The organism is Limnohabitans sp. G3-2, assembly GCF_002778275.1.
Classification (GTDB): domain Bacteria; phylum Pseudomonadota; class Gammaproteobacteria; order Burkholderiales; family Burkholderiaceae_C; genus Limnohabitans_A.
The window spans coordinates 449,155-474,399 of record NZ_NESG01000001.1 but is presented as its reverse complement, the minus strand read 5'-3'; the positions used below and the strand labels follow the sequence as shown (position 1 = coordinate 474,399).

Genomic DNA, 25,245 nt, shown 5'->3' with positions numbered 1-25,245 from the left:
TCTTTCATTCAATGAGGCGCAGCGCCACCGGCTGGCGCACTGGGCATGGCTGCCAGCGGAGTGTTCATCGGTCGCCCGACCAGTGAGGCTTGTAGCGCGGCATCCGCTAGCCAAAACTGCTGCTCGGCTCCGATCGCAGCCATGACCGTAGAGACCTGATCACGTGAGTCCGCCAGCAACTCGAAGATGCCGATGATCATTCCGTTGTAGCGCAGTTGGTTCTCTTCTGAGATAACCTTACGAAGCGGTATCACCTCGTCCCGGTTGTGCCGTGCAATGTCATAAGCCGTGCGATAGGAGGAGTAGCTTTCTCGCAAGCTTGAACCCGCCGAGCGGACGGTCGCCTCAAGCTGATTGGCTGCGGCCAAGGTGCGTGCGTTCATGGCATCGCGCTGCATGCCCCCCCAATCAAAGATGGGCAGGCGTACCGCGATTTCATACCCTCGCGCTACGCTGCGCTCACCCGCCACGCTGTTCGTGCTGGTGTTGCGCATGGCCCTCAGTTCAATGTCGGTGATGCTGGTGACCATGTTCAAACCCTGGGCTCTGGCGGAAGCATCCAGTGTGCTTTGGGCAAGACGGATGTCGAGGCGGTTACGCGTAGCAAACGTCGCAACGCCCTGCGGATCGAGCGCCTGTTTGGGTAGTTCAGGCAAGCGGTCCGGCAGTTTGAGCATCTGGGCCTGTTGGGCATCCAGACCGAGTACGCGTACGAACTCTTCGCGGGCAGCAGTTACTTGGTGAGTTGCTGTTGCCAATCGGGTCCCTGCGTCCGCATAGAAGGCCTGCTCACGAGCCCGTGTGAGGCGATTGAAGTTGCCTATGGCCTGCATCCTGCGAGCCAGTTCGGCACTCGCTGCAGCGCTTTCATACACCTGCTTGGCATACTGAAGCGTCTGTTGGGCAGCCACGGCGCGGACCCATGCCTGGCGCACGCGGGTGACCTGGTCGACCACATCACTCGACAGTCGCAGATGGGCCACTTCGATGCGACGGTTGGCGATTCCCTGGCGACTAGGGAGGGTCAGAATATCGAGCAGACCAAAGGAAAGCGCACGGTTTAACTCCAGCGCATCACCGGCCACCATGCGTTCCAGGGAGAAGACCGGGTTTGCAATCCTGCCCACTTGTGCCGCATCTGCGGACTCCGCCCAACCTTGAGCCAGCAACGCTTGGAGCGATGGGCTGTTGACGAGCGCCAGCTGGACCGCCTCGCGCTGACCCAGAATGTTTTGAAGCAGCTTCTGGGCCGCCTGCGCACGCTGTTCGCGCTCATCGGCAGTCCGCGCGAGAGAAATCTGCCCTTCGGCAAAACTCTTGGCCTCCTCGTTCACCCGGGCAACGTTTTGTTCGAGGCTAACAGTGGCGCAACCGGCAAGCGTGGCCAAGGCGATCGCGGATAGCGCCAGTTTCCCTAGCGAGGTGCTTGGGATGCGCTTCATGGCTTGACTCCCCCATGATGACCAGATTGCGTATCAGGCACGTCAGAGGCGTCCTTCAGGGCCTCACCTGTCGCGACCTCCTTGGCATAGCTGCGCCAGCCTCCAATACGACCTACCAAGTCGTTGGCTTTGACCCATGACTGAATGGCCTGGTCGTTATAGGGGCGGAAGTCACTAAGTGCAGACTTGTACTCAACTTCCACCACCGAAAGATTTTTCACGGGCTCGCTGGTGGCTTGGGCCGCGGCTACACCAGCTAAGATGGCACAACTCAGGGCGAGACATGTCTGTGCGAATAATAGTGAACGTCTGACGAGCATGGTTTCCTCAATGTGATCGGTAACATAGATAGGGGGAATTATTAAAATACCAAGTCGTCAGCACGATGTCGAAAAGATTACATATTTGTCATCTTGCCATCGCAACAAATGGAAGTCGTCATACTCAGGTCTGCCATAGAGGGTCAGTTGCCAATGAAAATTTTGATTGTGGAAGATGAGCCCAAGACCGGGGCATATCTGCGCCAGGGACTGATCGAGGCCGGTTTCGTTGTGGACTTGGCCAGAAATGGGCCCGACGGCCTTCACCTAGCTCTTGGCGGTAACTACGATCTCGCGATCCTGGATGTGATGATGCCGGGCATGAACGGTTGGGAGGTCCTGCAGGCGATACGTCATGAAGGCCTACAAGTGCCAGCCATGTTTCTCACCGCCCGCGATCAGGTGGAAGATCGCGTGAAGGGGCTTGAATTAGGCGCCGACGATTACCTCGTCAAGCCGTTTTCCTTTGCCGAGCTCTTGGCCCGGGTTCGCACCATTGTGCGCCGCGGTCGTAGTGGCACCGAATCCACGATCTTGCAGGTGGCAGACCTCCAACTTGATCTGCTACGCCGCCGCGTCACCCGAGACGGCAAGCGCCTTAATCTCACCGCCAAGGAGTTTGGATTGCTAGAACTGCTGATGCGTAGGCAGGGAGAAGTCCTGCCCAGGTCGCTGATCGCCTCTCAGGTTTGGGACATGAACTTCGACAGCGACACTAACGTCATCGAGGTGGCCATGAGGCGTCTGCGCGTCAAGATCGATGATGATCACCAGTTCAAGCTGATCCAAACTGTACGCGGCATGGGCTACGTGCTCGAAGCGCCGGAGGGTCGCTAGATGTTTCGCAGGCTGTCACTGACATCCCGCCTCACCATCTTTTTTATAGCGCTGGCCAGTTCGGTCATCCTGGGCTTGGCGCTTCTTTTCATGGTAGAGGCTGATAGGCACTTCGTCGACCTCGATAGCGCCGCCTTGGATGATAAAAAGCACCTGATCGAGGGCATTCTGGCCAGTTCTCGATCCCATGAAGAAGCTCGCAGTCGCCTGAACGAAGCATTGAGCCATCACCACAGCCTTTACGCTCTGGTCAAAGGACCGCAGGGTGAAAAGTTGTACCAGACCAACGGATACAGCGGCCCGACTACGCAAGCATCATTCATCACGAATGACGACGGCCACGGGCTTCAGTCTTGGAGGAGTGGCGGTCGCGAGTTCCATGAGATGAGCTTTACTGCTGGCATGGTTCAGGGAATGGCCGGGCCGCTCCAAATATCACTCGCCGTCGATACGCAGCACCACCAAGAATTCATGAGGGAGCTCCGGCGCAGCATTGCGATCTATGCTGTGCTGGCCATTCTTCTAAGCGGATTCTTGGCTTGGTTCGCGGCTCATCAAGGCATGTCTCCGCTGCGCGCAATGAAACGTCGCGCCGCTGCAGTGACAGGCCAACAGTTGCAAGAGCGCATGCCCGAGGATGCCGTCCCGATTGAAATGGCAGATTTGGCAAGGGAACTCAATGAGATGTTGGGTCGCCTGCAGAACGACTTCAAACAGCTTGCTGATTTTGCGGCGGATTTGGCACATGAACTTCGCACACCCATCAGCAATCTCCTCACCCAAACACAGGTGACGCTGTCCACCCAACGCGACCTTAAGACATACCAAGATACGCTGGCGTCCAACGCAGAGGAATTGCAGCGTTTGGCTCGGGTGGTATCAGACATGCTATTCCTCGCCAAGACAGAGCGGGGGGTAGACCTGCCCCATAAGGAGTCCTTCTCGGCAGCACAAGGAGCTCGCGAACTCGTTGAATTTTATGAAGCCGTTGCGGACGAAAAACGCATCTTGATGAGCGTGGAAGGTGATGGGCGAATCTATGGCGATCGTTTGATGTTCAGACGTGCCTTGAGCAACCTCCTATCCAATGCGCTCAGGCATGCACCAGTCGGCGGTGTCGTGGGCGTCAGAATCGAAAGTTCGTCGCGTGGAATTGAAGTCACTGTCAAAAACACGGGCAAGGAGATTCCATTGGATGTCCAGCAGAGAGTCTTCGAGCGCTTCTATCGCGCAGACTCAGCACGCAGGCACCCAGCTTCTGACGGGGCAGGCTTGGGGCTGTCGATTACCAAAGCCATCGTCGAGGCCCATGGCGGGGCGATCTCGGTTACTTCAGACCAGGAGTGGACTCGATTCAGGCTTGTTTTTCCAGGGCTTCAAGCAAGGATGAGGCAAGCGACTGAACTACTTAGTCGGCCCTGAATAACGCCTTTTGCGTGAACCAGAGAGGGCCGGATCGCGCTGTACCGATTCATAACAACCGCCGCAGCGGGCGCAAACAAATGAGACTGCCCAATGAGCAATCAAGGCGACCGGGGAAACTGCTGCGGCCGTGGGACGTGGCGGCCACACCGCTGGAACTGGCGCTGGCCAGGGGCCACCGGTGGTTGGCAATGCTGGAGTACGGCAAGTTGAAAAACCTGACTGAAAATGTAGCGCTGGAGGGAGTCGACAACAGCTACGTCAGCCGGATGGTGAATTTGACTACGCTGGCACCGGACATCGTCGAGGCGATTTTGGAGGATACGCTGCCGGATCACCTGACGCTGTTTGATCTTGCGGTGGACCCGCCTGCGCTGTGGGAGGAGCAGCGGTTACGGATTTGGTGAGACGGGACTGTAAAAGATAGTGATGGCGACTGACTCCATGACAGCGGGGTGTCTGTACAGCCAGCACCAGACCGCCCGATCATGTTCGCATAAGCACGGATCGCATACGCGGCATGTCGAGTGACCGGTATTTCAATTACAACGGTCCTCGTAGCTCCTCCCGCTTAAATGACCGGTAGTAATCGCCGCAACTATGACGTCCACTTACCGCGAGTGACTACAACCAGCCTAAATCACAGATTGATACAACAACAGCATCGTCCGCTTTTGGCCGATAGCTGTCGATGGTTACAACGATTGGACTAGTTGGTCACGTTGCTGGGTTGATTGGTCAACATCACTGGAATACGCAGGTTGTTGGAGCAATGGCAGCAAGCCTTGTTGTTGGGCGATGGCGCGCTGTTGGTGATCGACGAGATTCAAAAGGTGGCCAATTGGCCCGAAACCATCAAGGCGTTGTGGGATGCCAAGCCCGGGCGTTTGCGTTTGTTGCTGTTGGGCTCTAGTGCTTTACAAATTCAGGCGGGTGTCACAGAAAGTCTGGCAGGGCGCTTTGAGCTGCTGCGTGTGCATCACTGGACGTTTGCCGAACTGCAGGCCGCATTTGACTATGACTTGCCGCGCTATTTGGCGTTTGGCGGTTATCCGGGTGCGGTGGCACTTGAGCAAGACCCTGACCGTTGGTACGCCTACATGAAAGACGCGATTGTGGAGGCGGTGATTGGCAAAGACATTTTGCAGAGCCACAAGGTGGCCAACCCTGCGCTGTTTCGCCAAGCGTTTCAGATTTTGTGCGCCTACCCGGCTCAAGAGATCAGTTACACCAAGCTGCTGGGGCAGTTGCAAGACAAGGGCAACACCGACTTGATCAAGCATTACATTGACTTGTATGGCGGCGCTTTTTTGTTGCATGCGTTGCAAAAGTATTCGCACAAAGCTTGGTTGGCCCGCAGCTCCAGCCCGAAGATGCTGCCTGCTTGCCCCGCGCTTTTCAGCATGGCCGTTGGCGTGAATGTGTTGCAAAACGCCGAGCAACGTGGAAGGGCGTTTGAGTTGGCGGTCGGCGCTGAATTGGTGCAACAACCGGGGCAGGTGTTTTATTGGCGCGAGCGCAATGCCGAGGTGGATTTTGTTTACCAGTACCGCGATACGCTGTATGCGATCGAGGTGAAGTCGGGCCGCAAAAAGTCGGCCAAAGGTTTGGACTTGTTTTGCGCACAGTCCCCCCAAGCGTTGCGCGTGATCATCACGCCTGACTACTTTCTGCAGTTTTCAAGCAACCCCCGCGGTTTTTTGCAGCAGGTGGCGTGTTGACGCTGGAGTTAATTGGGGTCAGATCCCGATTGTTCAGGGGGGGAGTTTTGGGTCTTTGTGGGAGCGAGCCCCTGCTCGCGAATGGTGGTCGGGGCCAGTGCAGGCATTCGGCCGCAGGGGCGGCCTCCCACAAACGCTGGCCACAGCAAGCATTCGGCCGCAGGGGCGGCCTCCCACAAACGCTGGCCTGAGCAGGCATTCGGCCGCAGGGGCGGCCTCCCACGAAGGCAGCGAGCCCACGCAAGCAGTGCCTCCAACAAAGGCAGGATTCCCACAAGAGAGTGGTCTCTGGTTTTTTGTAGGAGCGAGCCCCTGCTCGCGAATGGTGGTCGGAGCCAGTGAAGGTAAATTGGAGTCAGCTCCCAATTGATGTGATGTTCAGGGAGTCTCAGGATTCTTTGCTTGTTTCTGGGGTTTGTTTTTTCAGAGGCCAAACAACTTTCGTGAAAGAGGGGGCGACTGAATCCCTGGTTCAAAACTTTATCATCGGCTGATACACTTAAACATGCGTGAAGACCTCGGCATAACCACTCTCATCGATCTCCATGATCAGATCATTGATCAAGGGGATGGGTATTGGATCAAGATCGAGGCTTGGGTTGTCCCGGTCTCAAAAGACATTCCGCATGGGGTTCGCTATTCGCTGACATTGCACGAACCATATGGCAAACGAATTCTTGGGTATGACAATGCCCATGCGGTGAAGCCGCCCAAGAAATTCAAGTACGCCGGTATCAGGTTGCCGTATGACCACAAACATAGGCATGTCAGCGACAAGGGTGTGCCTTACGAGTTCAAGGATGCACACCAATTGTTTTCCGACTTCTTTGTTGAAGTCGATCGTGTGCTGAAGGAGGCTAGGAAGTTATGAAGACAATCGTTGTTGGAATCTTGCCGCAAGAGAAAATTCGCGAGCGAATGTTGTCTATCGCTCGTGGCGATTACAAACCAAAATCAACCGACCCCAAGATCTGGTTTACATCAATGCGGTCTCTGGCAGAGGTTTTGAGTGATGACAATCGTGCCTTGCTGAAGGTCATTCAGGACTCAAAACCACAGTCCATTTCCTCTTTGGCTGATATCACTGGGCGCAAGCCAGGCAACCTTTCGCGAACATTGAAGACAATGTCCAATTACGGCTTTGTTGAGATGAAGCGAGAGAACCGGCACGTCCGTCCCATTGCTAAGGGAACGGACTTCCGCATCGTTGCCTGATCGTGTTTTGAATCGCCCCGTCTTTGTGGGCAGATCCCAATTGTTTAACGACAAAGGAGCCGAGAGGCTCCTTTGTCGTTTTAAAGCTTTGAAAAGACGGTATGTTCATCCTGTTCAAGTTGATGTGAGCCATCACCCAGCCTGTGTTTTGTCTGGCGCTGTGGTGGTGTGCGGCGCTGTGTTTGCTCAGTTCTTCTGCGAATTAACGGACAGCCGCGCTGCGCCTGTTGTGGGCGAGTTGGGTGGTTGATGGGGTGACGGATGGAGAGAGGGGATGGGTTTTTTGTGTGAGTAAGCTGTTTTTGTGTGAGCAAGCTGTTTTTTGTAGGAGCGAGCTGTTTTTGTGGGAGCGAGCTGTTTTTGTGGGAGCGAGCTGTTTTTGTGGGAGCGAGCTGTTTTTGTGGGAGCGAGCCCCTGCTCGCGAATGATGTTAGTAGCAAGTGCAAGCATTCGGCCGCAGGGGCGGCCTCCCACAAAGGCAGGCCTGAGCAGGCATTCGGCCGCAGGGGCGGCCTCCCACAAAGACAGGCGTGACCAAGCTTCGGCCGCAGAGGCGGATGGCTTTTACAATGCCTGCAACGCCCCTTGTGTTGGGGACACTCAAAGCGCTAGGCACGTATGACAAATCGCAAAGGCATCATCCTGGCCGGGGGCTCGGGCACTCGGCTTTACCCTGTGACGCAGGCGGTCAGCAAGCAGCTCATGCCGGTGTACGACAAACCCATGGTGTATTACCCGCTGACCACGCTGATGTTGGCGGGCATTCGCGATGTGTTGTTGATCAGCACGCCGCAAGACACGCCCCGATTCACCGAGCTGTTGGGCGACGGCAGCCAGTGGGGCATGAACATCCAGTACGCGGTGCAGCCCAGCCCGGATGGCCTGGCGCAGGCTTTCATCATCGGCAAGGACTTTGTGGGCAAGGACCCGAGCGCGTTGGTGCTGGGGGACAACATTTATTACGGGCATGACCTCGTCAAGCTGTTGGCCAGTGCGAACGAACGCACCAGCGGCGCGAGCGTGTTTGCCTACCATGTGCACGACCCCGAGCGCTATGGCGTGGTGGAGTTCGATGGGGCGTTCAGGGCGCTGAGCATCGAAGAAAAGCCCCAACAGCCCAAAAGCAATTACGCGGTGACGGGCTTGTATTTTTACGACCAACAGGTGTGCGACATCGCGGCCGACATCCAGCCTTCGCCGCGCGGCGAGCTGGAGATCACCGACGTGAACAAGCGTTACTTGGCGCTGGGGCAGCTCAATGTCGAGATCATGGGCCGGGGCTACGCCTGGCTGGACACCGGCACGCACGACAGTTTGCTGGAGGCCGCGGGCTTCATTGCCACGCTGCAAAAGCGCCAAGGCCTGATGGTCGCTTGCCCCGAAGAGATCGCCTTCGCCCAAAAATGGATCGACGCCGCCGCCGTGCAAAAACTGGCAGCACCTTTGGCCAAAAATGGCTACGGGCAGTACTTGCTGAACTTGCTCAAATAATCGGGGTCAGACCCCAATAATCGGGGTCAGACCCCATAAAAGTCATCGGGGTCAGCCCCCACTCCAAGACCCCCACTCCCTATGCCATTCACCGCCACCCCCACTGCCATTGCCGATGTGTTGATTTTGGAGCCCAAGGTCTTTGGCGATGCGCGGGGCTTTTTTTATGAGAGCTTCAACGCCCGCGATTTCGCGCAAGTCACGGGCTTGGAGGTGGGCTTTGTGCAGGACAACCACAGCAAGTCGGCCAAAGGGGTGTTGCGGGGGTTGCATTACCAAATTCAGCATCCGCAGGGCAAGCTGGTGCGGGTGACGCAGGGCGAGGTGTTTGATGTGGTGGTGGACTTGCGCCGCAGCTCGGCCACGTTTGGCCAATGGACAGGCATGCACCTGAGCGCCGACAACCACCGCCAGCTGTGGGTGCCGCCAGGCTTTGCGCATGGCTTTGTGGTGCTGAGCGAGAGCGCGGAGTTTTTGTACAAGACGACCGATTATTGGTTTCCGGAGCACGAGCGCAGCTTGCTCTGGAACGACCCGGCGCTGGGCATTGACTGGCCGATTGACTTTGAGCCGCAGTTGGCGGCCAAAGACCAAGCGGGCAAGTTGCTGCGCGAGGCCGAGGTGTTTGAACGCGTGCAGACTGCATGCTGAAACACGCCTCCCTGCTCGTTGGGGCTTGGTGTGCCGTAAATTGGGGTCAAATCCCAATTTTTTCCAAGGGAAAAGTCTTTGATATTTTGTAGGAGCGAGCCCCTGCTCGCGAATGTCTGGCCGACCAAAGCCGCACGCATTCGGCCGCAGGGGCGGCCTCCCACAAAGAAGTGAGTGGCGCCTCATTCGCCCGCAGGGTGCTTAAACCACCACTTTGATCTTGCCCGCCGCATCCCGTGCGCGTTGCAAGGCCTTGGGGCCTTGGGCCAGCGCCACCGCCATGCGGCGGTAGGGGCGGCTGGTGGGTTTGCCAAAGATGCGCACGTCCACGCCGGGTTCGCTCAGCGCCGCTTCCACACCGGTGAACGTCGGGTTGCGGCCTTCCTTGTCGGCCAGCACCACGGCGCTGGCGCCTTCCACGCATTCAATGTGGGGGATGGGCAGACCCAAAATGGCGCGAGCGTGCAGGTCAAATTCGCTCAGGTTTTGGCTGATGAGGGTCACCATGCCGGTGTCGTGCGGGCGGGGGCTGAGTTCACTGAAGATGACTTCGTCTTTCGTCACGAAAAACTCCACGCCAAAGAGGCCCACGCCCCCTAAGTCGGTGGTGACTTTGTCGGCCATGTCTTGCGCGGCTTGGATTTGCTCGGGCTTCATGCCCTGGGGTTGCCAGCTGTATTGGTAGTCGCCGCGCTCTTGCACGTGGCCAATGGGCGGGCAAAACAGGGTGGGGCCTTTGCGCTGGCGCACGGTGAGCAGGGTGATTTCGAACTCGAAGTGGATGAATTCTTCGACGATGACTTTTTGGCGGTCGCCGCGCATGCCGGCGCAAGCGTAGTCCCAGCTGGCCTGCACATCGGCGGCCGTCTTGGCCACGCTTTGGCCTTTCCCCGATGAGCTCATGACGGGTTTGATGACCACCGGGAAACCGATGTCGGTGGCGCGGGCCAGCAGCTCAGCGGCCGAGTCGGCATAACTGAACTTGGCGGTGCGCACGCCCAGGCCCACGGCCACGTCGCGGATGCGGTCGCGGTTCATGGTCAGGTTGGCGGCGCGGGCGCTGGGGATGACTTCAAAGCCTTGCTTTTCCACGTCCAGCAGCACTTCGGTGCGGATGGCTTCGATCTCGGGGACGATCAGGTCAGGCTGGTGCTGCGCGATGGCCGCGCGCAACGCCACTTCGTCGAGCATGCTGAACACGCAAAACTCGTCGGCCACTTGCATGGCAGGCGCGCCGGCATAGCTGTCGCAGGCAACGACATGGCAGCCCAAGCGCTTGGCGCTGATGACGAATTCTTTGCCCAGCTCACCCGAGCCGAGGAGGAGGATTTTTTTCATGCTCAGGCTTTTTGAAACGCTGCGTGGATCGACTGCAGTTGGGCTGCCGTCAAGCGATTGCCGTGCTGGCTGACCACGGCAGCGGCGGCGCGGTTCGCCAGCGCTGCGGCTTGCGCGACGGTGTGGCCGTGCGTCATGCCATACAAAAAGGCCCCAGCAAACATGTCGCCCGCGCCGTTGGTGTCTACCGCTTGGGTGGGTACGGCGGGCACTTCGGTGCGCTGGCCGCCTTGCACCACGATGCAGCCTTGCGGGCCTCGGGTCAGGCACACGGTTTTGGCCAAAGCCGACAGCTGGTCGATGATGGCGTCAAGGTCGTTGCTGCCGCACCAGGTTTGTGCTTCTTCTTCGTTGGCGAACAAATAGTCCAGGCCGTCACCGATCATGGCTTGAAGGCCTGCGCGGCAGAAGTTGATCATGCTCACGTCGCTGAGCGTCAGCGCAGTTTGCACTTGGTGGTCGATGGCGATCTGGCGGCCTTGGACGGCGGCTTCGAGGCCCGTGGGCGAGGCGGCCAGGTAGCCTTCCATGTAATAGATCTTGGACTTGCCGATGCCCGGCGGGTGCAAGGCGTTGGCGTCGAGTTGCGAGGTGGCACCCAAAAATGTGCACATGCTGCGCTCGGCGTCGGGGGTGACGAGCACCATGCAGCTGCCGGTTTGGCCTTCGTGGGCGGGGGTGTGCGTCAGGTTGGTGGCGACGCCGTTGGCTTGCAGGTCTTGGCTGTAAAACGAACCGAGTTCGTCGTCCGCCACGCGGCACGAATAAAACGCTTTGCCGCCCAATTGGGCCAAGGCCACCACCGTGTTGCCCGCCGAGCCACCGCCTGTGCGGCGGGCGTGCAGGCCTTGCACGTGGGTGAGCAGTTCGGCGCGTTGGGGCGTGTCGATCAGGGTCATGTGGCCCTTGCTCACGCCCATGGCGCCCAGCAGTTCATCGGAGACTTCGTATTCGGTATCGACCAGGGCGTTGCCGATGGCGTAGAGGTGGTAGTGGGACATGGCCGTCAGAGTGAGAGGAAAAACAAGGAGTTTAGCGGCAGCCCCCACCGCGGCTGTTGTTCTCTGTGCGAGTCTGCCCTGAATCTGTGGGAGGCTTTCTTGGGTTTGTGGGTGAGGGCTTGACTCTGTGGGAGGCTGTCTTGACTCTGTGAGAGGTGGTCTTGACTCTGTGGGAGGCCGCCCCTGCGGCCGAATGAGGCTCGCGGCCAAGGCGACTCTTTCGCGAGCAGGGGCTCGCTCCTACAAAAAGCCGGATACCTTGGCTCCTTCTTCCTTGTGGGAGGCCTCCTTGGTGCTGTGGGAGGCTGTCTTGGCTCTTTGGATGGCTACCATCATTATGTGGATGGTGGTCTTGACTCTGTGGGAGGCCGCCCCTGCGGCCGAATGAGGCTCGCGGCCAAGGCGACTCTTTCGCGAGCAGGGGCTCGCTCCCACAAAATGCCGGATAGCTTGGCCCATTTCCCCTTGTGGGAGGCCTCCTTGGGTTTGTGGTGGTTGATTGACTCTGTGGTTGTTGGTCTTGATTCTGTGGGAGGCCGCCCCTGCGGCCGAATGAGGCTTGCGGCCAGAGCGACTCTTTCGCGAGCAGGGGCTCGCTCCCACAAAATGCCGGAGGCCTTGAGCAGGGGATCGCGCCCGTGTGAAGCAGCAGCTCGCCCCCACTTGAGGGCAGGTGTCACATGAAGCCTTGCTCCGCCATCGACAGCGCCTGCCCTTGTCCCACGATGATGTGGTCGAGCACGCGCACGTCGACCAAGGCCAAGGCGGCCTTGAGGGTTTGGGTCAGGTGTTCGTCGGCGCGGCTGGGCTGCACCGAGCCGCTGGGGTGGTTGTGGCTCAGCACCACAGTCGCGGCCTGGTGGTGCAGGGCGCGCAGAACGACTTCGCGTGGGTACACACTGGTCTGGCTGAGGGTGCCCCGAAAAAGCTCTTCCATGGCCAGCATGCGGTTTTGGTGGTCCAGAAACAGCACGGCGAAGACCTCGTGGTTTTTGTGCGCCAATTGCAGCTGCAGGTATTGTTTGACCGCGCCCGGCGTGTGGAAAGCTTCTCGCTCTTTCAGCCTTTGGCTGAGGGCTCGGCGGGCCATCTCGAACACGGCCAGCAGCTCGGCCTGTTTGGCGGGGCCCAAGCCTTTGACACCCTGGAGTGTCTGGGCGGTGGCGTGGAGCAGGCCAGCGATGCCGTCTGGCCCCAGCAACTCTTCGGACAGCTGGAACACGTTTTTGCCCGCCATGCCTGTGCGCAGCAAAATGGCCAAGAGCTCCACGTCGCTCAGGGCCTGGGGCCCTCGGGTGAGCAGTTTTTCGCGCGGACGGGCATCCGTCGGCAAGTCCTTGATGCGCATTTGTTGCCCCTCCCCACAGCAGCCGCGGTCCTTTTTATCCCCTTGATCGGGATTGTTTGGCCGGGTTTTTTACAATAGTGGCTTCTTTATGCCTGTTTGTCCGCGTTCGCGGCATTCCAGAAAACCCTTATGTCCATTGTCGAACCCGGTTCCTTCTTGACGCTTCACTACCGCCTGGCCGGGCCGCAGGGGGACATCATCAACACCTTCCACGAAAAACCGGCCACTTTGTCCTTGGGCTCGGGCACCTTGTCGCCCGCCGTCGAGCAGCGTTTGCTGGGCCTGGCCGAGGGCACGCGGGTGGTGATGGACATTCCCGCAGGCGAGGCCTTTGGCGAGCACATTGCCGACATGCAGCAATGGGTGGCGCGCAAGCTGCTCAATGAGCTGGGCGACCCGACAGAGAAATACGCTGCGGGCGATGTGGTGCAGTTTCCGACACCGGATGGCTTGGGTTCGTATGCGGGCACCGTGTTGCAAGTGAACGAAGAGGGGGCGGTCTTGTTTGACTTCAACCACCCGCTGGCCGGTCAGCCTGTGACCTTTGAAGTCGAACTGATTGGAGTGCTGTGATGACGTCTGAAGTGCTGTTGGCAGAACCGAGAGGCTTTTGCGCCGGGGTGGACCGTGCGATCGACATCGTGGAGCACGCGCTCACCAAGTTTGGGCGACCGATTTATGTGCGCCACGAGATCGTGCACAACACCTATGTGGTGGACGATTTGAAAAAGAAAGGCGCGATCTTCATTGAAGAGCTGGCCGATGTGCCCCCTGGTGCCACGCTGATTTTCAGTGCCCACGGGGTGAGCCGGGCGATTCAGGACGAGGCCGAGCGCCGGGGTTTTCGCATTTTTGACGCCACCTGCCCGCTGGTCAGCAAGGTGCATGTGGAGCTGGCCAAGCTGCACAAAGAGGGCTACGAGTTCATCATGATCGGTCACAAAGGCCACCCTGAGGTCGAAGGCACCATGGGGCAACTGGACAGTGGTATCCACTTGGTCGAAGACGTCGAAGACGTGGCCAAGGTGCAACTCGGCCAGACCGAATTGCTGGCCGTGGTCACCCAAACCACCCTGAGCGTGGACGATGCCGCAGAGATTGTGGCGGCTGTCAAAGCCCGTTTCCCCCACGTTCGAGAGCCCAAACAGCAAGACATTTGCTATGCCACCCAGAACCGCCAGGATGCGGTCAAGCTGATGAGCCCGTTGGTGGACGTGGTGATCGTGGTGGGCAGCCCCACCAGTTCCAACAGCAACCGCCTGCGTGAGCTGGCCGACCGCTTGGGCACGCCCGCTTACATGGTGGACAGTGCTGGCGATCTGCAAGAGTCCTGGTTTGATGGGGCACAAAAGGTGGGCCTGACCGCGGGAGCCTCGGCCCCGGATGTTTTGGTGCAAGAGGTGATTGCCCGCCTTCGTGCAATGGGCGCGGTGTCGGTGCGTACCCTCGATGGCATCCAAGAGACGATCAAGTTCCCCCTGCCCAAGGGCCTGAAATTGTGATGGGTTGACTTGGTGAAGGGTGGGCTTGGTCAGGGGTGGGCTTGGTCAGGGGTGGGCTTGGTCAGGAGTGGGCTTGGTCAGGAGTGGGCTTGGTCAGGAGTGGGTTTGGTGAAGGGTGGGCTTGGTGTTTTGTGGGAGCGAGCCCCTGCTCGCGAATGAGCGAAGGCGCCAAACCAGCCATTCGGCCGCAGGGGCGGCCTCCCACTGGGGCCGACATCCCCTCATCAAGCCATTCGGCCGCAGGGGCGGCCTCCTACAGGGGGCCTCAAAAGTGGGCTTGGTGAAGGGTAGGCTTGGTGTTTTGTGGGAGCGAGCCCCTGCTCGCGAATGATCGAAGGCGCCAAACCAGCCATTCGGCCGCAGGGGCGGCCTCCTACAGGGGCGGACATCCCCTCATCAAGCCATTCGGCCGCAGGGGCGGCCTCCCACTGGGGCCGACATCCCCTCATCAAGCCATTCGGCCGCAGGGGCGGCCTCCCACAGGGATGGACGTCACTACAATGGCGGCATGCTTGATATCGTTTTACTCCGCAAAGATCTGGACGCCGTTGTCGCGCGTTTGCAGACCCGCAAAAATCCCCAGCCTTTTCTGAATGTGGAAGCCTTTCGTGCTTTGGAGGGCGAACGCAAAAACCTGCAGACCCGCACCGAAGAGCTGCAAAGCCAGCGCAACAGCTTGTCCAAGCAAATTGGCATGCTCAAGGGCAAGGGCCAGCATGCCGAGGCCGATGCGGTCATGGCTCAGGTGGGGGCCATCAAAGATGAGCTGGAGGCATCGGCCCAGCGCCTGGAAGTCATCCAGGCCGAGCTCCAGACTTTGTTGCTGGCGGTGCCCAATTTGCCTCACGCGTCGGTGCCCGTGGGCGAGAGCGAAGAAGGCAACATCGAGGTGCGCCGCTGGGGCACTGTGCGCAGTTTTGACTTTGCGCTCAAGGACCATGTGGACATTGGCGAAAAGCTGGGTCTGGACTTTGAGACCGGCACCAAGCTGACCGGTTCGCGCTTCACCTTCATGCGTGGCCCGGTGGCCCGTTTGCACCGTGCGCTGGCGCAATTCATGCTGGATGTGCAAACCCAAGCGCACGGCTACACCGAGTGCTACACGCCCTACATCGTGAACGCCGACACGCTGCGCGGCACGGGCCAGCTGCCCAAGTTCGAGGCCGATTTGTTTGCCGCCAACAAGGGCGGCCAAGAAGGCGAAGAAAGCCAGGCGCTGTACCTGATTCCGACGTCTGAAGTGACGCTGACCAACGTGGTGCGCGACGAGGTGCTGGCCGAGGCCGATTTGCCGATCAAGCTGACCGCGCACACCCCGTGCTTCCGCTCGGAGGCGGGCAGCGGCGGGCGCGATGTGCGTGGCTTGATTCGCCAGCACCAGTTTGACAAGGTCGAGATGGTGCAGATCGTGCACCCCGACACCAGCTACGAAGCGCTCGAAGCCATGACGGGCCACGCCGAAGCCATTTTGCAAAAGCTGGGCTTGCCCTACCGCGTGATGAGCCTGTGCACCGGCGATATGGGCTTTGGCGCCAGCAAAACCTATGACCTGGAGGTCTGGGTGCCGGCGCAAAACACCTACCGCGAGATCAGCTCGGTCTCCAACTGCGAGGCCTTCCAGGCCCGCCGTTTGCAGGCGCGCTTCAAAAACGCACAAGGCAAGAACGAGTTGGTGCACACCTTGAACGGCTCGGGCCTGGCCGTGGGCCGTGCGCTGGTGGCGGTTTTGGAGAACTACCAAAACGCCGACGGCTCGGTCACGGTGCCCGAGGTGCTGCGTCCCTACATGGGTGGTTTGGCTTTGCTCAGCGTTTGAGGCGCCGCCGCTCTGCTAGAATCTCGGCTTCGACAAATACTCAGGAGGGGTGGCAGAGTGGTCGAATGTACCTGACTCGAAATCAGGCGTAGTGGCAACACTACCGAGGGTTCGAATCCCTCCTCCTCCGCCAGTCAAAAACCCCGCAATGGTTCACCGTTGTGGGGTTTTTTTATGGGGACCTCACACGGTGTCCCCCCGCCCAATCTCTCCCACTGGAACGAACGCCATGAAATCTCTTGTCTTGTCTGCTGCCTTGGCGTGGGCCCCATTCCTGTCGGGTTGCACCGTTTTGGCCGTGGCGGATGCAGCAGGTTCTGCGGTGGTGTATGGCGTCAAGACCACGGTCAATGTTCTGGATGCCGTCACGCCTGACGTCGTCAACAAGAAGAAATAAACCGGGCCAGGCCGCTGCGCCGTTGGGCCGCAGTGCGGTCGGTCAGGCCGTGCGGTGCTCGGCCAAATCGTTCCAGACGTCTTGCTGGGTGATCAAGCCGTCTTGCACGACCATGCGGTCCATGAAGCGAATGCCTTCAAAGGCTTGCCCATTGAGCCAAGTGCCCATGAGGGTGCCATGGCAAAACACCACGGTGACATCGCCCTGCCAGCTCTCTTCAAATTGGTCGTACTGTTTGGCGATGCGGGTGTAGCGTTGCTGTGCCCAAGTGGTCAATTCTTGCAAAGCGTGCATGCGAACACCCCCTGGAAAGCACATGCGAAAGTCGGGGTGCAAAAACGATTGCGCGGCCTCAAGGTCTCTGTTTTGCATGGCCTGCAAAAAGGATTGCACCACCTCTGACGCGACCGGATGGGCGGCGCGGCCTTCACTGAACACCTTGCCGTCGCGCCGATAGGTGCTGACTTCGTTGACAAAAACCGTGGTGCCCGCTTCAGGCGTGGCGATCACCGAGCGGACCGCATTGGCCACGCGATTGACCATGCGGTGCTGGGTGGACGGGTCGTAGCCGGGCAGTAAAGTGATGGATACAACCGGCATGACCGCTCAGATGCCCAGCCAGCCGTTGGTGCGTGCAAAGTGCAAGGCCTGTGTGCGGCTGTTCACGCCCAAGCGGCGGAACAGGCGCCAGAAGTGAACCTTGACGGTGTGCTCGCTGATGTCGAGTTTTTCAGCGATTTCGCGGTTGGACAAACCTTGGTCGAGCATCAAGATCAGTTGCTTTTGGCGCTTGGAGAGCTTGGTCGGACCCGCTGGGGCGGCGTCCTCTTGGGCTTCGTCCTCTTCCGTGATCAGCAAGCTGCGCAGCGCCGCAATGATTTGCGTGGGGCTGTTGGACTTTTCGATGAAGGCGTTGGCACCGGCTTCCAGGCAACGGGTTTCGAACTCGCTGGCGCTGGCGCTGGTGACCACCGCCAAGGGCACATTCGGGAATTTGGATTTCAGGACCTGAACGCCAGACATGCCCAAGGTGTCGGGCAGTTGCAAATCGAGGCAGAACAGTTCTGGCAAGCCATTCTTTTCGACCGTCGACTCGACCACGTTCAACTTGTGGATGGGGATGATTTTCAGACCTGGCTTGACGCGGTGCACCAGCATGGTCAAGGCATCACGCATGAGGGGGTGGTCATCAATGACGTAGACGGTCATATTTAAGTCTCGGCGGTAAACTGAAGGTTTAAGGATACACTTATTTGTCGGTTTCGACAATGATAATTGGTAAATTTGTAAAAGTTATTTAGTCGTTTTTTTCGAATTAAACAAATTTTCAAGTGCTTGTAAAGCAACTTTTTGTTGCTCTGGGGACTGGGCTTCCAAAACATTCGCCCATGGGGTCAGGGCCTCTACCCCGCCGGTTTGCAACTGGGCGATGGTGTGCCCGGCGTCTTTGGGTGATGCAAAACCCAGGCTTTGGAGCACAACCTGGCCTTGTGCGTCAACCAGTTTGAAGTAGAACTGACCGTCTTTTTCGCGGTATTGCTTGAAGCTGGCCACAGCGGTTTTACTCTCTTTGGCGGCCACTGCCGCGCTGCCCGACGACAGGGCGCGCAGTCCCACAGCGTGGCGCACTTCGCGCATGAAGGGCGTGGCCAATTGGCGGGCTTTGTCCGCGCCCGCCAACAAAATTTTGTCCATCTGCGCGGGGTTGTCGATGAGCGCTTGGTAGTGCTCGCGCATGGGGGCGATCTCGCGGTCAATGCGCTCAAACAGCATTTGCTTGGCATCTCCCCAGCCAATGCCGTCGGCATAGGCTTGGGCCATGGCGGCGGTCTCATCCGCGCTGGCAAAGGCTTGGTAAATCTGGAACAGCGCCGAGCCTTCCGTGCTCTTGGGTTCGCCCGGGGCTTTGGAGTCGGTCACGATGGCCGCGATTTGCTTGCGCATTTGCGCGGCGGGCGCAAACAGCGGGATGGTGTTGTCGTAGCTTTTGCTCATCTTGCGACCGTCCAGGCCGGGCAGCAGCGCCACGGATTCTTCGATCACGGCTTCAGGCAAGACAAAATGTTCGCCGTACAAGTGGTTGAAACTCGAGGCCATGTCGCGCGCCATTTCAATGTGCTGGATCTGGTCGCGGCCCACCGGCACTTTGTGCGCTTTGAACATCAAAATATCGGCCCCCATGAGCACGGGGTACATGAACAGGCCCGCCGTCACATCGCTGTCGGGGTCATGGCCGGCCAAGTTGTTTTTGTCGACAGCGGCTTTGTAAGCGTGAGCGCGGTTGAGGACGCCTTTGCCCGTGACGCAGGTCAAAAACCAAGTGAGCTCGGGAATCTCAGGGATGTCGGACTGGCGGTAAAAGGTGACTTTTTCAGGATCGAGTCCCGAGGCGATCCAGCTGGCGGCAATCTCCAGTGTGGAGCGCTGGATGCGGGCCGGCTCGTCGCATTTGATGAGGGCGTGGTAATCGGCCAGAAAGTAAAAACCGTCGGTTTGGGTGTCCCGACTGGCTTGCACCGTGGGGCGAATGGCGCCCACGTAGTTTCCCAGGTGGGGGGTGCCTGTGGTGGTGATGCCGGTGAGGACGCGGGTACGGTTCTTGGAGGTCATGGGAAAAGCCAAAAGCGAAATTGAAAATCAGCGCAGCAAAGTGGCCAAAGGGCTGAGGGTGAGCTTCAAAAAGTCGAAGGTCACGCCCATCAAGGGTTGCATCCACCAAGCGCTGATGACGCCTGTGAGCACCAGCGCCATCACGATGAAAAAGCCCCAAGGCTCGACCTTGGAGAACAGCACCGCTTGGCGCCAAGGCAGGAGGCCCACCAAAATGCGGCCACCGTCCAGCGGAGGCAGGGGGAACAGATTGAATGCAAACATGACCACATTGGTCAGCATGCCGGCTTTGCACATCTCGATGAAAAACCGCTCGGTGATGCCGCTGCCGGCCAACACATAAAACAGCACGCCCCACAGCAAGGCTTGAACCAAATTGGAGCCTGGCCCTGCCAGAGCCACCCAAATCATGTCGCGTTTGGGGTGGCGCAGTCGGTCAAAACGCACGGGCACAGGCTTGGCGTAACCGAACAAGAAGGCACCGCTGGTGCTGAAGTAAAGCAGCAAGGGCAGCAAGATGGTGCCCATCAGGTCGATGTGCGGCATCGGGTTCAAGGTCACACGGCCCATCAGGGCGGCGGTGTTGTCACCCAAGCGCAGCGCGGCGTAACCGTGTGCGGCCTCGTGCAAGGTGATGGCAAAAATCACCGGCAAGGCATAAATCAAAACGGTTTGAATGAGGTCGGACATGGAGGGATTGTCTCAGAGGCCCAATCGGGCAGGGTCACCCTGACCGCGCCGAAGGATCTCGGGTTCGTCCCCCGTCATGTCGATGACGGTGGTGGGCTCGAGCGAGCAGGCGCCCGCATCGATCACCGCGCCCACCTGGTGCTCCAGCCGCGCCCGGATGTCTTCGGGGTCGTTCAGGGCTTGCACTTCATCCGGCAGGATCAAGGTGGCCGCCAAGAGCGGCGCTCCATGCAGGGCCAGCAGTTCTTGCAGCACTTTGTGGTCGGGGACCCGCAAGCCAATCGTTTTGCGCTGGGGGTGGCTGACACGGCGCGGTATTTCCTTGGTGGCTTCCAAGATGAAGGTGAAGGCCCCAGGCGTGGCTTGCTTGAGGGCGCGAAACTGCCGGTTGTCCACCTTGGCGTAGTTGGCCAGTTCGCTCAAATCGCGACACAGCACAGTGAGGTGGTGTTTCTCGTCGACACCTCGTATGCGGCGCAATTGGTCCACCGCATTCTTGTCATCCAGATGGCAAACCAGGGCATAGCTGGAGTCGGTGGGCACGGCCAATACGCTGCCTTGCCCCAGCAGTTGAACCGCTTGCTTGAGCAAGCGGATCTGGGGGTTGTCCGGGTGAACGCTGAAAAATTGAGCCATGGACGGAAAGCTTCGGTGCGGTCAGAGTTCAGCGCCCACTCACTGGATGCGATCGGTCAGCAGGCTCCACACGGTGGTCAGTTGTCCGGGCAAGTCGGGCAAGGTGCCCAGGTCGATGCGACTTTCTTCGGGGCTGTGGAAATCGCTGCCGCGCGAGGCGGCCAGACCGAACTCCAGCGCGGTTTCGGCATAGCGCACGGCTTCAGGAGAGGAGTGGCTGCCGGTGATGACCTCCACGCCGCGCCCGCCATGGGCCTTGAATTCGCTGAACAGCGCGTATTCTTCGTTGGGCGTGAAGCCGTAGCGGGCCGGGTGGGCAATCACAGCGATGCCACCTGCATCGGAGATCCACTGCACCGCCTCTTGCAAGCGAGCCCAGCGGTGAGGCACGTAGCCGGGTTTGCCTTCGGTGAGGTATTTGCGAAACACTTCCGACGTGTCGCTGCAGACCCCAGACTCCACCAGATGCCGCGCAAAGTGGGTGCGTGAAATCAATTCGGGGTTGCCCACATAGCGCAAAGCCCCCTCGTAGGCGTTCAAGATGCCGACCTTGGCCAAACCGTCCGACATTTCTTGGGCGCGTTCGCCGCGACCGCCTCGGGTGCGGCGCAAACCTTCGGTCAAGGCGGTGTTGTCTGCATCGAAGCCCAAGCCCACGATGTGCACGGTTTGGTGGGCAAAGGTGACCGAAATTTCTGTCCCCGTCAGGAAGGGCAGGCCTTGAGCCCGGGCTGCTGCCAAGGCGCGCCCCAGACCCGACACCTCGTCGTGGTCGGTCAATGCCCAAAGCTCCACGCCATTGGCCTTGGCGCGCTCAGCCAAGGCTTCAGGGGTGAGGGTGCCGTCAGACATGACGGAGTGGCAGTGCAGGTCGGCGTTGATCATGCAAACATTTTAGGCCCTTGCCGATCTGGCACAGGGGCTTGCAGGGGGAATGCGCCTGCCAGGGCCGCTGTCTGGTAACAGCCCTGCGGCGCTTCGGGCTGATCGGCTTGGCAGATAATTCGTGATGACCTTGCAGCACTCTTTTGTGGATTTCCCCCTATGGCCCTGATGATCACTGACGAATGCATCAATTGCGATGTGTGCGAGCCCGAGTGCCCGAATCAAGCGATCTATCTGGGCGAGGAAATTTACGAAATTGACCCCTCCAAATGCACCGAGTGTGTCGGGCATTTTGACGAGCCCCAGTGTGTCCAGGTCTGTCCCGTGGCGTGCATCCCCCTGCATCCCCAGCATGTGGAGAGCCAGGAGACACTGTGGGCCAAATACCGCAGGCTGCAAGCGCAGTGAGCCTGCGTGCCCGCATCACCCGGCTGTCGGTGGCGGGGCGTCTGGCACGGGTGCTTTGACAGGCCGGGGTGGTTTGGGGCGCGGTGGTTTGCTGGTGTGGATGTGGGCCATGGCTTTTTCCATCTGACCCGCCAAAAGAAGTGGCAAGGCCGCGACCGAGCGGTAGATGCTGTCGTCGATCGCCTTGCGGTGCTCCAGCATCGGTTTTTTCAAGACCCAGCTGACCACTTCGGCCTTGTCCCCCGGGTGGCCCACGCCAATGCGCAGTCGCCAGTAATCGGCCGTACCCAGTTGGGCATGGATGTCGCGCAGGCCGTTGTGCCCCGCGTGGCTGCCGCCCAGTTTGAGCTTGGCTTCGCCGGGCACGATGTCGAGTTCGTCGTGCGCCACCAGAATTTCTTGGGGCTGAATTTTGAAGAAACGTGCCAAGGCGCCCACCGACTTGCCCGACAAGTTCATGAAGGTCTGGGGTTCAAGCAGCCAAAGCGTTTGTCCATTCACGGTGGTGCGGGCCACCAGGCCGTGGTAGCTGCGCTCGGGCACCAGGGACACCTTGAGTTCACGCGCGACGGCATCGATCCACCAGAATCCGGCGTTGTGGCGGGTGTCTTCGTATTCGTTGCCCGGATTGCCCAGGCCGACAAGCAGTTTGATCATGGTGCGTGATTATCCTTGTGCTCATGGGCTTGGGGCCCGAAAGCGGTGCGCCAAAGAAAAAGGCCCGCATGGCGGGCCTTTCGGAGGCGGGCTGTTCAGCCCGAGCGAGAAGATTACTTCTTGCCTTTGCCTTTTTTGGCGTCTGCAGGTGCAGCGGCCACAGGCGCTGCCACCACTTCTTCGACAGGAGCCACCACGGACACGAGGACCGGGTTTTTCTTGCCGTGCGTGATGGCTTTGCAGCCGGCTGGCAAGGTGATGTCGTTCAGGTGCAGCGATTTGCCCATGGTCAGGCCCTTCAAGTCCACCGCGATGAATTCGGGCAGGTTGGCAGGCAAGCAAGCCACTTCCAGTTCGGTCACGACGTGGGTGACTGTGCACTTGTCGGTCTTGACGGCTTCGGACTCTTCTTCGCCGCTGAAGTGCAATGGCACTTTCATGTGCAAAGTGGTGTTGGCGTCCACGCGCTGGAAGTCGATGTGTTGCACCAATTGCTTGTAGGGGTGCATCTGGTAGTCACGCAGCAAAACTTTGCTGGACTGGCCATTGAGTTCCATGTCCAAAATCGAAGCGTGGAACGCTTCTTTTTTCAGGGCATGCCACAAAGCGTTGTGGTCCAGCTCAATCAGTTGGGGGGCCGATGTGGAACCGTAAACGATGCCAGGTGTGCGACCGGAATTGCGGAGACGGCGGCTCGCACCCGTGCCCTGCTTAGCGCGCTCAAAAGCGACAAATTTCATACATTTCTCCTTCTAGGGTCCACCGCGACCAGTGCGACCCTGACTCAAAAAAGCCAGCCAGTCCCACAAGGACGGCTGGCCACTGTGGGCCCGGCTCCGATCAGGCTTGATCGGAGAACAGGCTCATCACCGACTCGCCATGCGCAATCCGGTTGATCGTTTCGGCGATCAGCGGAGCCACGGAGAGTTGGCGAATCTTGGAACACGCTGCAGCTTCAAGCGACAACGGGATGGTGTTGGTCACGACCACTTCATCGAGGGCTTCGCCCTTGGCAATGCGGTCGATGGCGGGGCCCGAGAAAATCGGGTGCGTGCAATAGGCGTAGACTTTTTTCGCGCCGCGCTCTTTGAGCACTTCGGCCGCTTTGACCAAGGTGCCTGCGGTGTCGATCATGTCGTCCATGATCACGCAGTTGCGGCCTTCGATCTCGCCAATGACGTGCATGACTTCGCTGACGTTGGCTTTGGGGCGGCGTTTGTCAATGATGGCCAAATCGCAGCCCAATTGCTTGGCCAGTGCGCGCGCACGGACCACGCCGCCCACATCGGGCGAGACCACGATCAGGTCTTCGTAGTTTTTCTGGCGCAGATCACCCAGCAAAACGGGCGATGCATAAATGTTGTCGACCGGAATGTCAAAGAATCCCTGGATTTGGTCAGCGTGCAAATCCATGGTCAACACGCTGTCGACGCCGACAGCTTCGAGCATGTTGGCCACCACTTTGGCCGAGATGGGCACACGGGTTGAGCGTGGGCGACGGTCTTGGCGGGCGTAACCGAAATAAGGGATGACGGCGCTGATGCGGCCAGCCGAGGCGCGTTTGAGCGCATCGACCATGATCAGCAATTCCATCAGGTTTTCGTTGGTGGGTGCGCAGGTGGACTGCACCACAAACACTTCGCGTGCACGCACGTTTTGTTTCAGCTCAACAGTGACCTCACCGTCAGAGAAACGGCCCACGTCAACAGCACCGAGCTGCGTGCCCAGGTGTTTGGCGATCTCGGCGGCCAAAACGGGATTGGCGTTGCCGGTGAACAGCATGAATTCGGGAGGGAGTGAGGCAGGCTGCATGTGCATTCCAGCGATCAGAAAAAAGGGCCTGTACGAATGAACGTATTTGGCAGGGGAAGAAGGACTCGAACCTTCGAATGCCGGAATCAAAATCCGGTGCCTTAACCAACTTGGCGACTCCCCTACACGGGTTGACCGCTGAAACAGCGACCGACCGATCAACTTTCGCTGGCTGCCCAACCCCGTAAAGGGTGAACCTCCAAATTGCTGCACTTGCGCACTTGCCAGCGGTCCGGGACCACCAAAGACGGCGTGCTTGACGTGCAATGTGCAAACACTGCACTGCCAGAACCTGTCATTCTGCCGTTCATGCCCGCCAACTTCAGCACTTGGAGTGCTTGGGTGACTTCGGGGCACAAAGTCTGAGCAACAGGCTGCAAATCATTGTGACCGTAGTCATATGGCTGTGCAGCGAAGACCGAAATTGTAGCAGGCTTTGTAGCGCGCTGAAGGTCTGGATGCTTAAAAATTTGCGGTGTTTCGACACCCGCGTGGGGTTTGATGACCCAAAAATCCGCGGGCGGTAGTGCAATGGGATTAATTTTTTCACCCACGCCCTCCACCCAGGCATTGCACCCACGCAAGAAGAAGGGGACATCTGCGCCCAGTTGCAAGCCCAGTTTCTCAAGGGTATCAAGGCCCAGCCGAAGGTTCCAAAGCTGGTTGAGGGCCAGCAAACAACTGGCGGCGTCAGACGATCCGCCGCCCATGCCCGCTTGTGCCGGGATTTGTTTGTCCACCGCAATGTGAACGCCTTGCGTGCAGCCTGTTTGCTGCTGCAGCAATTTGGCGGCGCGGGTGATCAAGTCGTCGGCGGGCAAGGGCACCGTCAGGTCTTCGCGGCTGATCGCGCCGCCCGGACGCCCTTCGAAGTGCAATTTGTCGCACCAGTCGATCAGCATGAACACCGATTGCAGCAGGTGGTAGCCATCGGGGCGACGACCTGTGATGTGCAAAAACAGGTTGAGTTTGGCTGGGGCTGGGACGTCGAGCAGTTGTTTCATAGGTCAAATGATCGTGAGGGGTCCCGCTGGGGTGGGGGGCAA

The 25,245-nt window shown here is 59.0% G+C and carries 28 protein-coding genes and 2 tRNA genes; 14 read left to right on the top strand and 16 right to left on the bottom strand.

Features of this window, described 5'->3' with window-relative positions; genetic code table 11:
- Window positions 1-8: 8 nt before the first annotated feature.
- Together B9Z31_RS02185 and B9Z31_RS02180 are read right to left on the bottom strand one after the other, a co-directional pair.
- Window positions 9-1,442, bottom strand: coding sequence for a TolC family protein (locus tag B9Z31_RS02185; RefSeq protein ID WP_090142668.1), 1,434 nt, complete (start codon window positions 1,440-1,442; stop codon window positions 9-11).
- Window positions 1,439-1,762, bottom strand: coding sequence for a hypothetical protein (locus B9Z31_RS02180; protein WP_100117897.1), 324 nt, complete (start codon window positions 1,760-1,762; stop codon window positions 1,439-1,441). Before B9Z31_RS02180 ends, B9Z31_RS02185 begins: the two co-directional genes overlap by 4 nt.
- Before the next feature lie 153 nt (window positions 1,763-1,915).
- Here B9Z31_RS02180 and B9Z31_RS02175 point away from each other — a divergent pair, with 153 nt between their 5' ends.
- The 8 genes from B9Z31_RS02175 to rfbC all read left to right on the top strand — a co-directional run bounded on the left by B9Z31_RS02175 (window position 1,916) and on the right by rfbC (window position 9,099).
- A complete protein-coding gene (locus tag B9Z31_RS02175) occupies window positions 1,916-2,599 on the top strand; it encodes a heavy metal response regulator transcription factor (RefSeq protein ID WP_089958025.1) in 684 nt (227 codons plus the stop codon).
- The gene (locus tag B9Z31_RS02170; protein WP_089957701.1) at window positions 2,600-4,021 is read left to right on the top strand and encodes a heavy metal sensor histidine kinase; all 1,422 of its coding nucleotides are present in this window, start codon (window positions 2,600-2,602) and stop codon (window positions 4,019-4,021) included.
- A gap of 80 nt (window positions 4,022-4,101) precedes the next feature.
- Window positions 4,102-4,428: a LacI family transcriptional regulator gene (locus tag B9Z31_RS02165; protein WP_194944739.1), complete on the top strand. Its 327-nt coding sequence runs from the start codon at window positions 4,102-4,104 to the stop codon at window positions 4,426-4,428.
- 354 nt (window positions 4,429-4,782) lie between these two features.
- The gene (locus B9Z31_RS02160) at window positions 4,783-5,742 is read left to right on the top strand and encodes an ATP-binding protein (protein WP_158235644.1); all 960 of its coding nucleotides are present in this window, start codon (window positions 4,783-4,785) and stop codon (window positions 5,740-5,742) included.
- Window positions 5,743-6,247: 505 nt separating this feature from the next.
- A complete protein-coding gene (locus tag B9Z31_RS02155) occupies window positions 6,248-6,613 on the top strand; it encodes a DUF6516 family protein (RefSeq protein WP_100117895.1) in 366 nt (121 codons plus the stop codon).
- On the top strand, window positions 6,610-6,957 hold the full coding sequence (locus B9Z31_RS02150) for a transcriptional regulator (protein WP_100117894.1): 348 nt from the start codon (window positions 6,610-6,612) through the stop codon (window positions 6,955-6,957). The genes B9Z31_RS02155 and B9Z31_RS02150 overlap by 4 nt, the downstream gene beginning before the upstream one ends.
- Window positions 6,958-7,575: 618 nt before the next feature.
- On the top strand, window positions 7,576-8,448 hold the full coding sequence (gene rfbA / locus B9Z31_RS02145) for a glucose-1-phosphate thymidylyltransferase RfbA (RefSeq protein WP_100117893.1): 873 nt from the start codon (window positions 7,576-7,578) through the stop codon (window positions 8,446-8,448).
- A gap of 81 nt (window positions 8,449-8,529) precedes the next feature.
- A complete protein-coding gene (rfbC, locus tag B9Z31_RS02140; protein ID WP_100117892.1) occupies window positions 8,530-9,099 on the top strand; it encodes a dTDP-4-dehydrorhamnose 3,5-epimerase in 570 nt (189 codons plus the stop codon).
- A 201-nt stretch (window positions 9,100-9,300) separates the two neighbouring features.
- On the opposite strand, the gene purT is transcribed toward rfbC, so the two are convergent.
- The 3 genes from purT to radC all read right to left on the bottom strand — a co-directional run bounded on the left by purT (window position 9,301) and on the right by radC (window position 12,786).
- A complete protein-coding gene (purT, locus tag B9Z31_RS02135) occupies window positions 9,301-10,437 on the bottom strand; it encodes a formate-dependent phosphoribosylglycinamide formyltransferase (protein WP_100117891.1) in 1,137 nt (378 codons plus the stop codon).
- Between the two features lie 2 nt (window positions 10,438-10,439).
- A complete protein-coding gene (locus B9Z31_RS02130) occupies window positions 10,440-11,438 on the bottom strand; it encodes an adenosine kinase (protein ID WP_100117890.1) in 999 nt (332 codons plus the stop codon).
- A 676-nt stretch (window positions 11,439-12,114) separates the two neighbouring features.
- Window positions 12,115-12,786 carry a DNA repair protein RadC gene (gene radC / locus B9Z31_RS02120; protein WP_100117888.1) on the bottom strand — a complete coding sequence of 224 codons (672 nt, stop codon included), beginning with the start codon at window positions 12,784-12,786 and terminating at the stop codon, window positions 12,115-12,117.
- 129 nt (window positions 12,787-12,915) lie between these two features.
- Here radC and B9Z31_RS02115 point away from each other — a divergent pair, with 129 nt between their 5' ends.
- From B9Z31_RS02115 to B9Z31_RS15455, 5 genes are all read left to right on the top strand, one after another.
- Entirely contained in the window at window positions 12,916-13,359 is a 444-nt protein-coding gene (locus tag B9Z31_RS02115; RefSeq protein ID WP_100117887.1) for a peptidylprolyl isomerase, read from the top strand.
- A complete protein-coding gene (gene ispH / locus B9Z31_RS02110; RefSeq protein ID WP_100117886.1) occupies window positions 13,359-14,288 on the top strand; it encodes a 4-hydroxy-3-methylbut-2-enyl diphosphate reductase in 930 nt (309 codons plus the stop codon). The genes B9Z31_RS02115 and ispH overlap by 1 nt, the downstream gene beginning before the upstream one ends.
- A 508-nt stretch (window positions 14,289-14,796) precedes the next feature.
- Window positions 14,797-16,104 (top strand): serine--tRNA ligase, encoded by a 1,308-nt coding sequence (gene serS / locus B9Z31_RS02105; RefSeq protein WP_100117885.1) that lies wholly within the window; start codon window positions 14,797-14,799, stop codon window positions 16,102-16,104.
- A gap of 43 nt (window positions 16,105-16,147) precedes the next feature.
- Window positions 16,148-16,237, top strand: a tRNA-Ser gene (locus tag B9Z31_RS02100).
- A gap of 96 nt (window positions 16,238-16,333) precedes the next feature.
- Entirely contained in the window at window positions 16,334-16,501 is a 168-nt protein-coding gene (locus B9Z31_RS15455) for a hypothetical protein (RefSeq protein WP_158235643.1), read from the top strand.
- 42 nt (window positions 16,502-16,543) lie between these two features.
- On the opposite strand, the gene B9Z31_RS02095 is transcribed toward B9Z31_RS15455, so the two are convergent.
- The 6 genes from B9Z31_RS02095 to B9Z31_RS02070 all read right to left on the bottom strand — a co-directional run bounded on the left by B9Z31_RS02095 (window position 16,544) and on the right by B9Z31_RS02070 (window position 21,322).
- Window positions 16,544-17,101 carry a nuclear transport factor 2 family protein gene (locus tag B9Z31_RS02095; RefSeq protein ID WP_100117884.1) on the bottom strand — a complete coding sequence of 186 codons (558 nt, stop codon included), beginning with the start codon at window positions 17,099-17,101 and terminating at the stop codon, window positions 16,544-16,546.
- Window positions 17,102-17,107: 6 nt separating this feature from the next.
- Entirely contained in the window at window positions 17,108-17,710 is a 603-nt protein-coding gene (locus tag B9Z31_RS02090) for a response regulator transcription factor (protein ID WP_100117883.1), read from the bottom strand.
- Window positions 17,711-17,794: 84 nt separating this feature from the next.
- Window positions 17,795-19,111, bottom strand: a complete 1,317-nt coding sequence (locus tag B9Z31_RS02085) for a tryptophan--tRNA ligase (RefSeq protein WP_100117882.1) — start codon at window positions 19,109-19,111, stop codon at window positions 17,795-17,797.
- 27 nt (window positions 19,112-19,138) lie between these two features.
- Entirely contained in the window at window positions 19,139-19,801 is a 663-nt protein-coding gene (locus B9Z31_RS02080) for a site-2 protease family protein (protein WP_100117881.1), read from the bottom strand.
- Window positions 19,802-19,813: 12 nt separating this feature from the next.
- Entirely contained in the window at window positions 19,814-20,437 is a 624-nt protein-coding gene (locus B9Z31_RS02075) for an L-threonylcarbamoyladenylate synthase (RefSeq protein WP_100117880.1), read from the bottom strand.
- Between the two features lie 39 nt (window positions 20,438-20,476).
- Complete coding sequence (locus B9Z31_RS02070; protein ID WP_100117879.1) at window positions 20,477-21,322, bottom strand: 3',5'-nucleoside bisphosphate phosphatase; 846 nt, start codon at window positions 21,320-21,322, stop codon at window positions 20,477-20,479.
- A gap of 159 nt (window positions 21,323-21,481) precedes the next feature.
- Here B9Z31_RS02070 and B9Z31_RS02065 point away from each other — a divergent pair, with 159 nt between their 5' ends.
- Entirely contained in the window at window positions 21,482-21,730 is a 249-nt protein-coding gene (locus B9Z31_RS02065) for a YfhL family 4Fe-4S dicluster ferredoxin (RefSeq protein ID WP_100117878.1), read from the top strand.
- Between the two features lie 15 nt (window positions 21,731-21,745).
- Here B9Z31_RS02065 and pth read toward each other — a convergent pair whose 3' ends face one another.
- The 5 genes from pth to ispE all read right to left on the bottom strand — a co-directional run bounded on the left by pth (window position 21,746) and on the right by ispE (window position 25,203).
- Entirely contained in the window at window positions 21,746-22,387 is a 642-nt protein-coding gene (gene pth, locus B9Z31_RS02060; RefSeq protein ID WP_100117877.1) for an aminoacyl-tRNA hydrolase, read from the bottom strand.
- 113 nt (window positions 22,388-22,500) lie between these two features.
- Window positions 22,501-23,127 (bottom strand): 50S ribosomal protein L25/general stress protein Ctc, encoded by a 627-nt coding sequence (locus B9Z31_RS02055; protein ID WP_100117876.1) that lies wholly within the window; start codon window positions 23,125-23,127, stop codon window positions 22,501-22,503.
- Between the two features lie 100 nt (window positions 23,128-23,227).
- Window positions 23,228-24,205 (bottom strand): ribose-phosphate pyrophosphokinase, encoded by a 978-nt coding sequence (locus tag B9Z31_RS02050; RefSeq protein WP_304441700.1) that lies wholly within the window; start codon window positions 24,203-24,205, stop codon window positions 23,228-23,230.
- 41 nt (window positions 24,206-24,246) lie between these two features.
- Window positions 24,247-24,323: transfer RNA gene (locus tag B9Z31_RS02045), tRNA-Gln, on the bottom strand.
- Between the two features lie 34 nt (window positions 24,324-24,357).
- Window positions 24,358-25,203 carry a 4-(cytidine 5'-diphospho)-2-C-methyl-D-erythritol kinase gene (ispE, locus tag B9Z31_RS02040; protein ID WP_100117875.1) on the bottom strand — a complete coding sequence of 282 codons (846 nt, stop codon included), beginning with the start codon at window positions 25,201-25,203 and terminating at the stop codon, window positions 24,358-24,360.
- Between the last annotated feature and the right edge of the window lie 42 nt (window positions 25,204-25,245).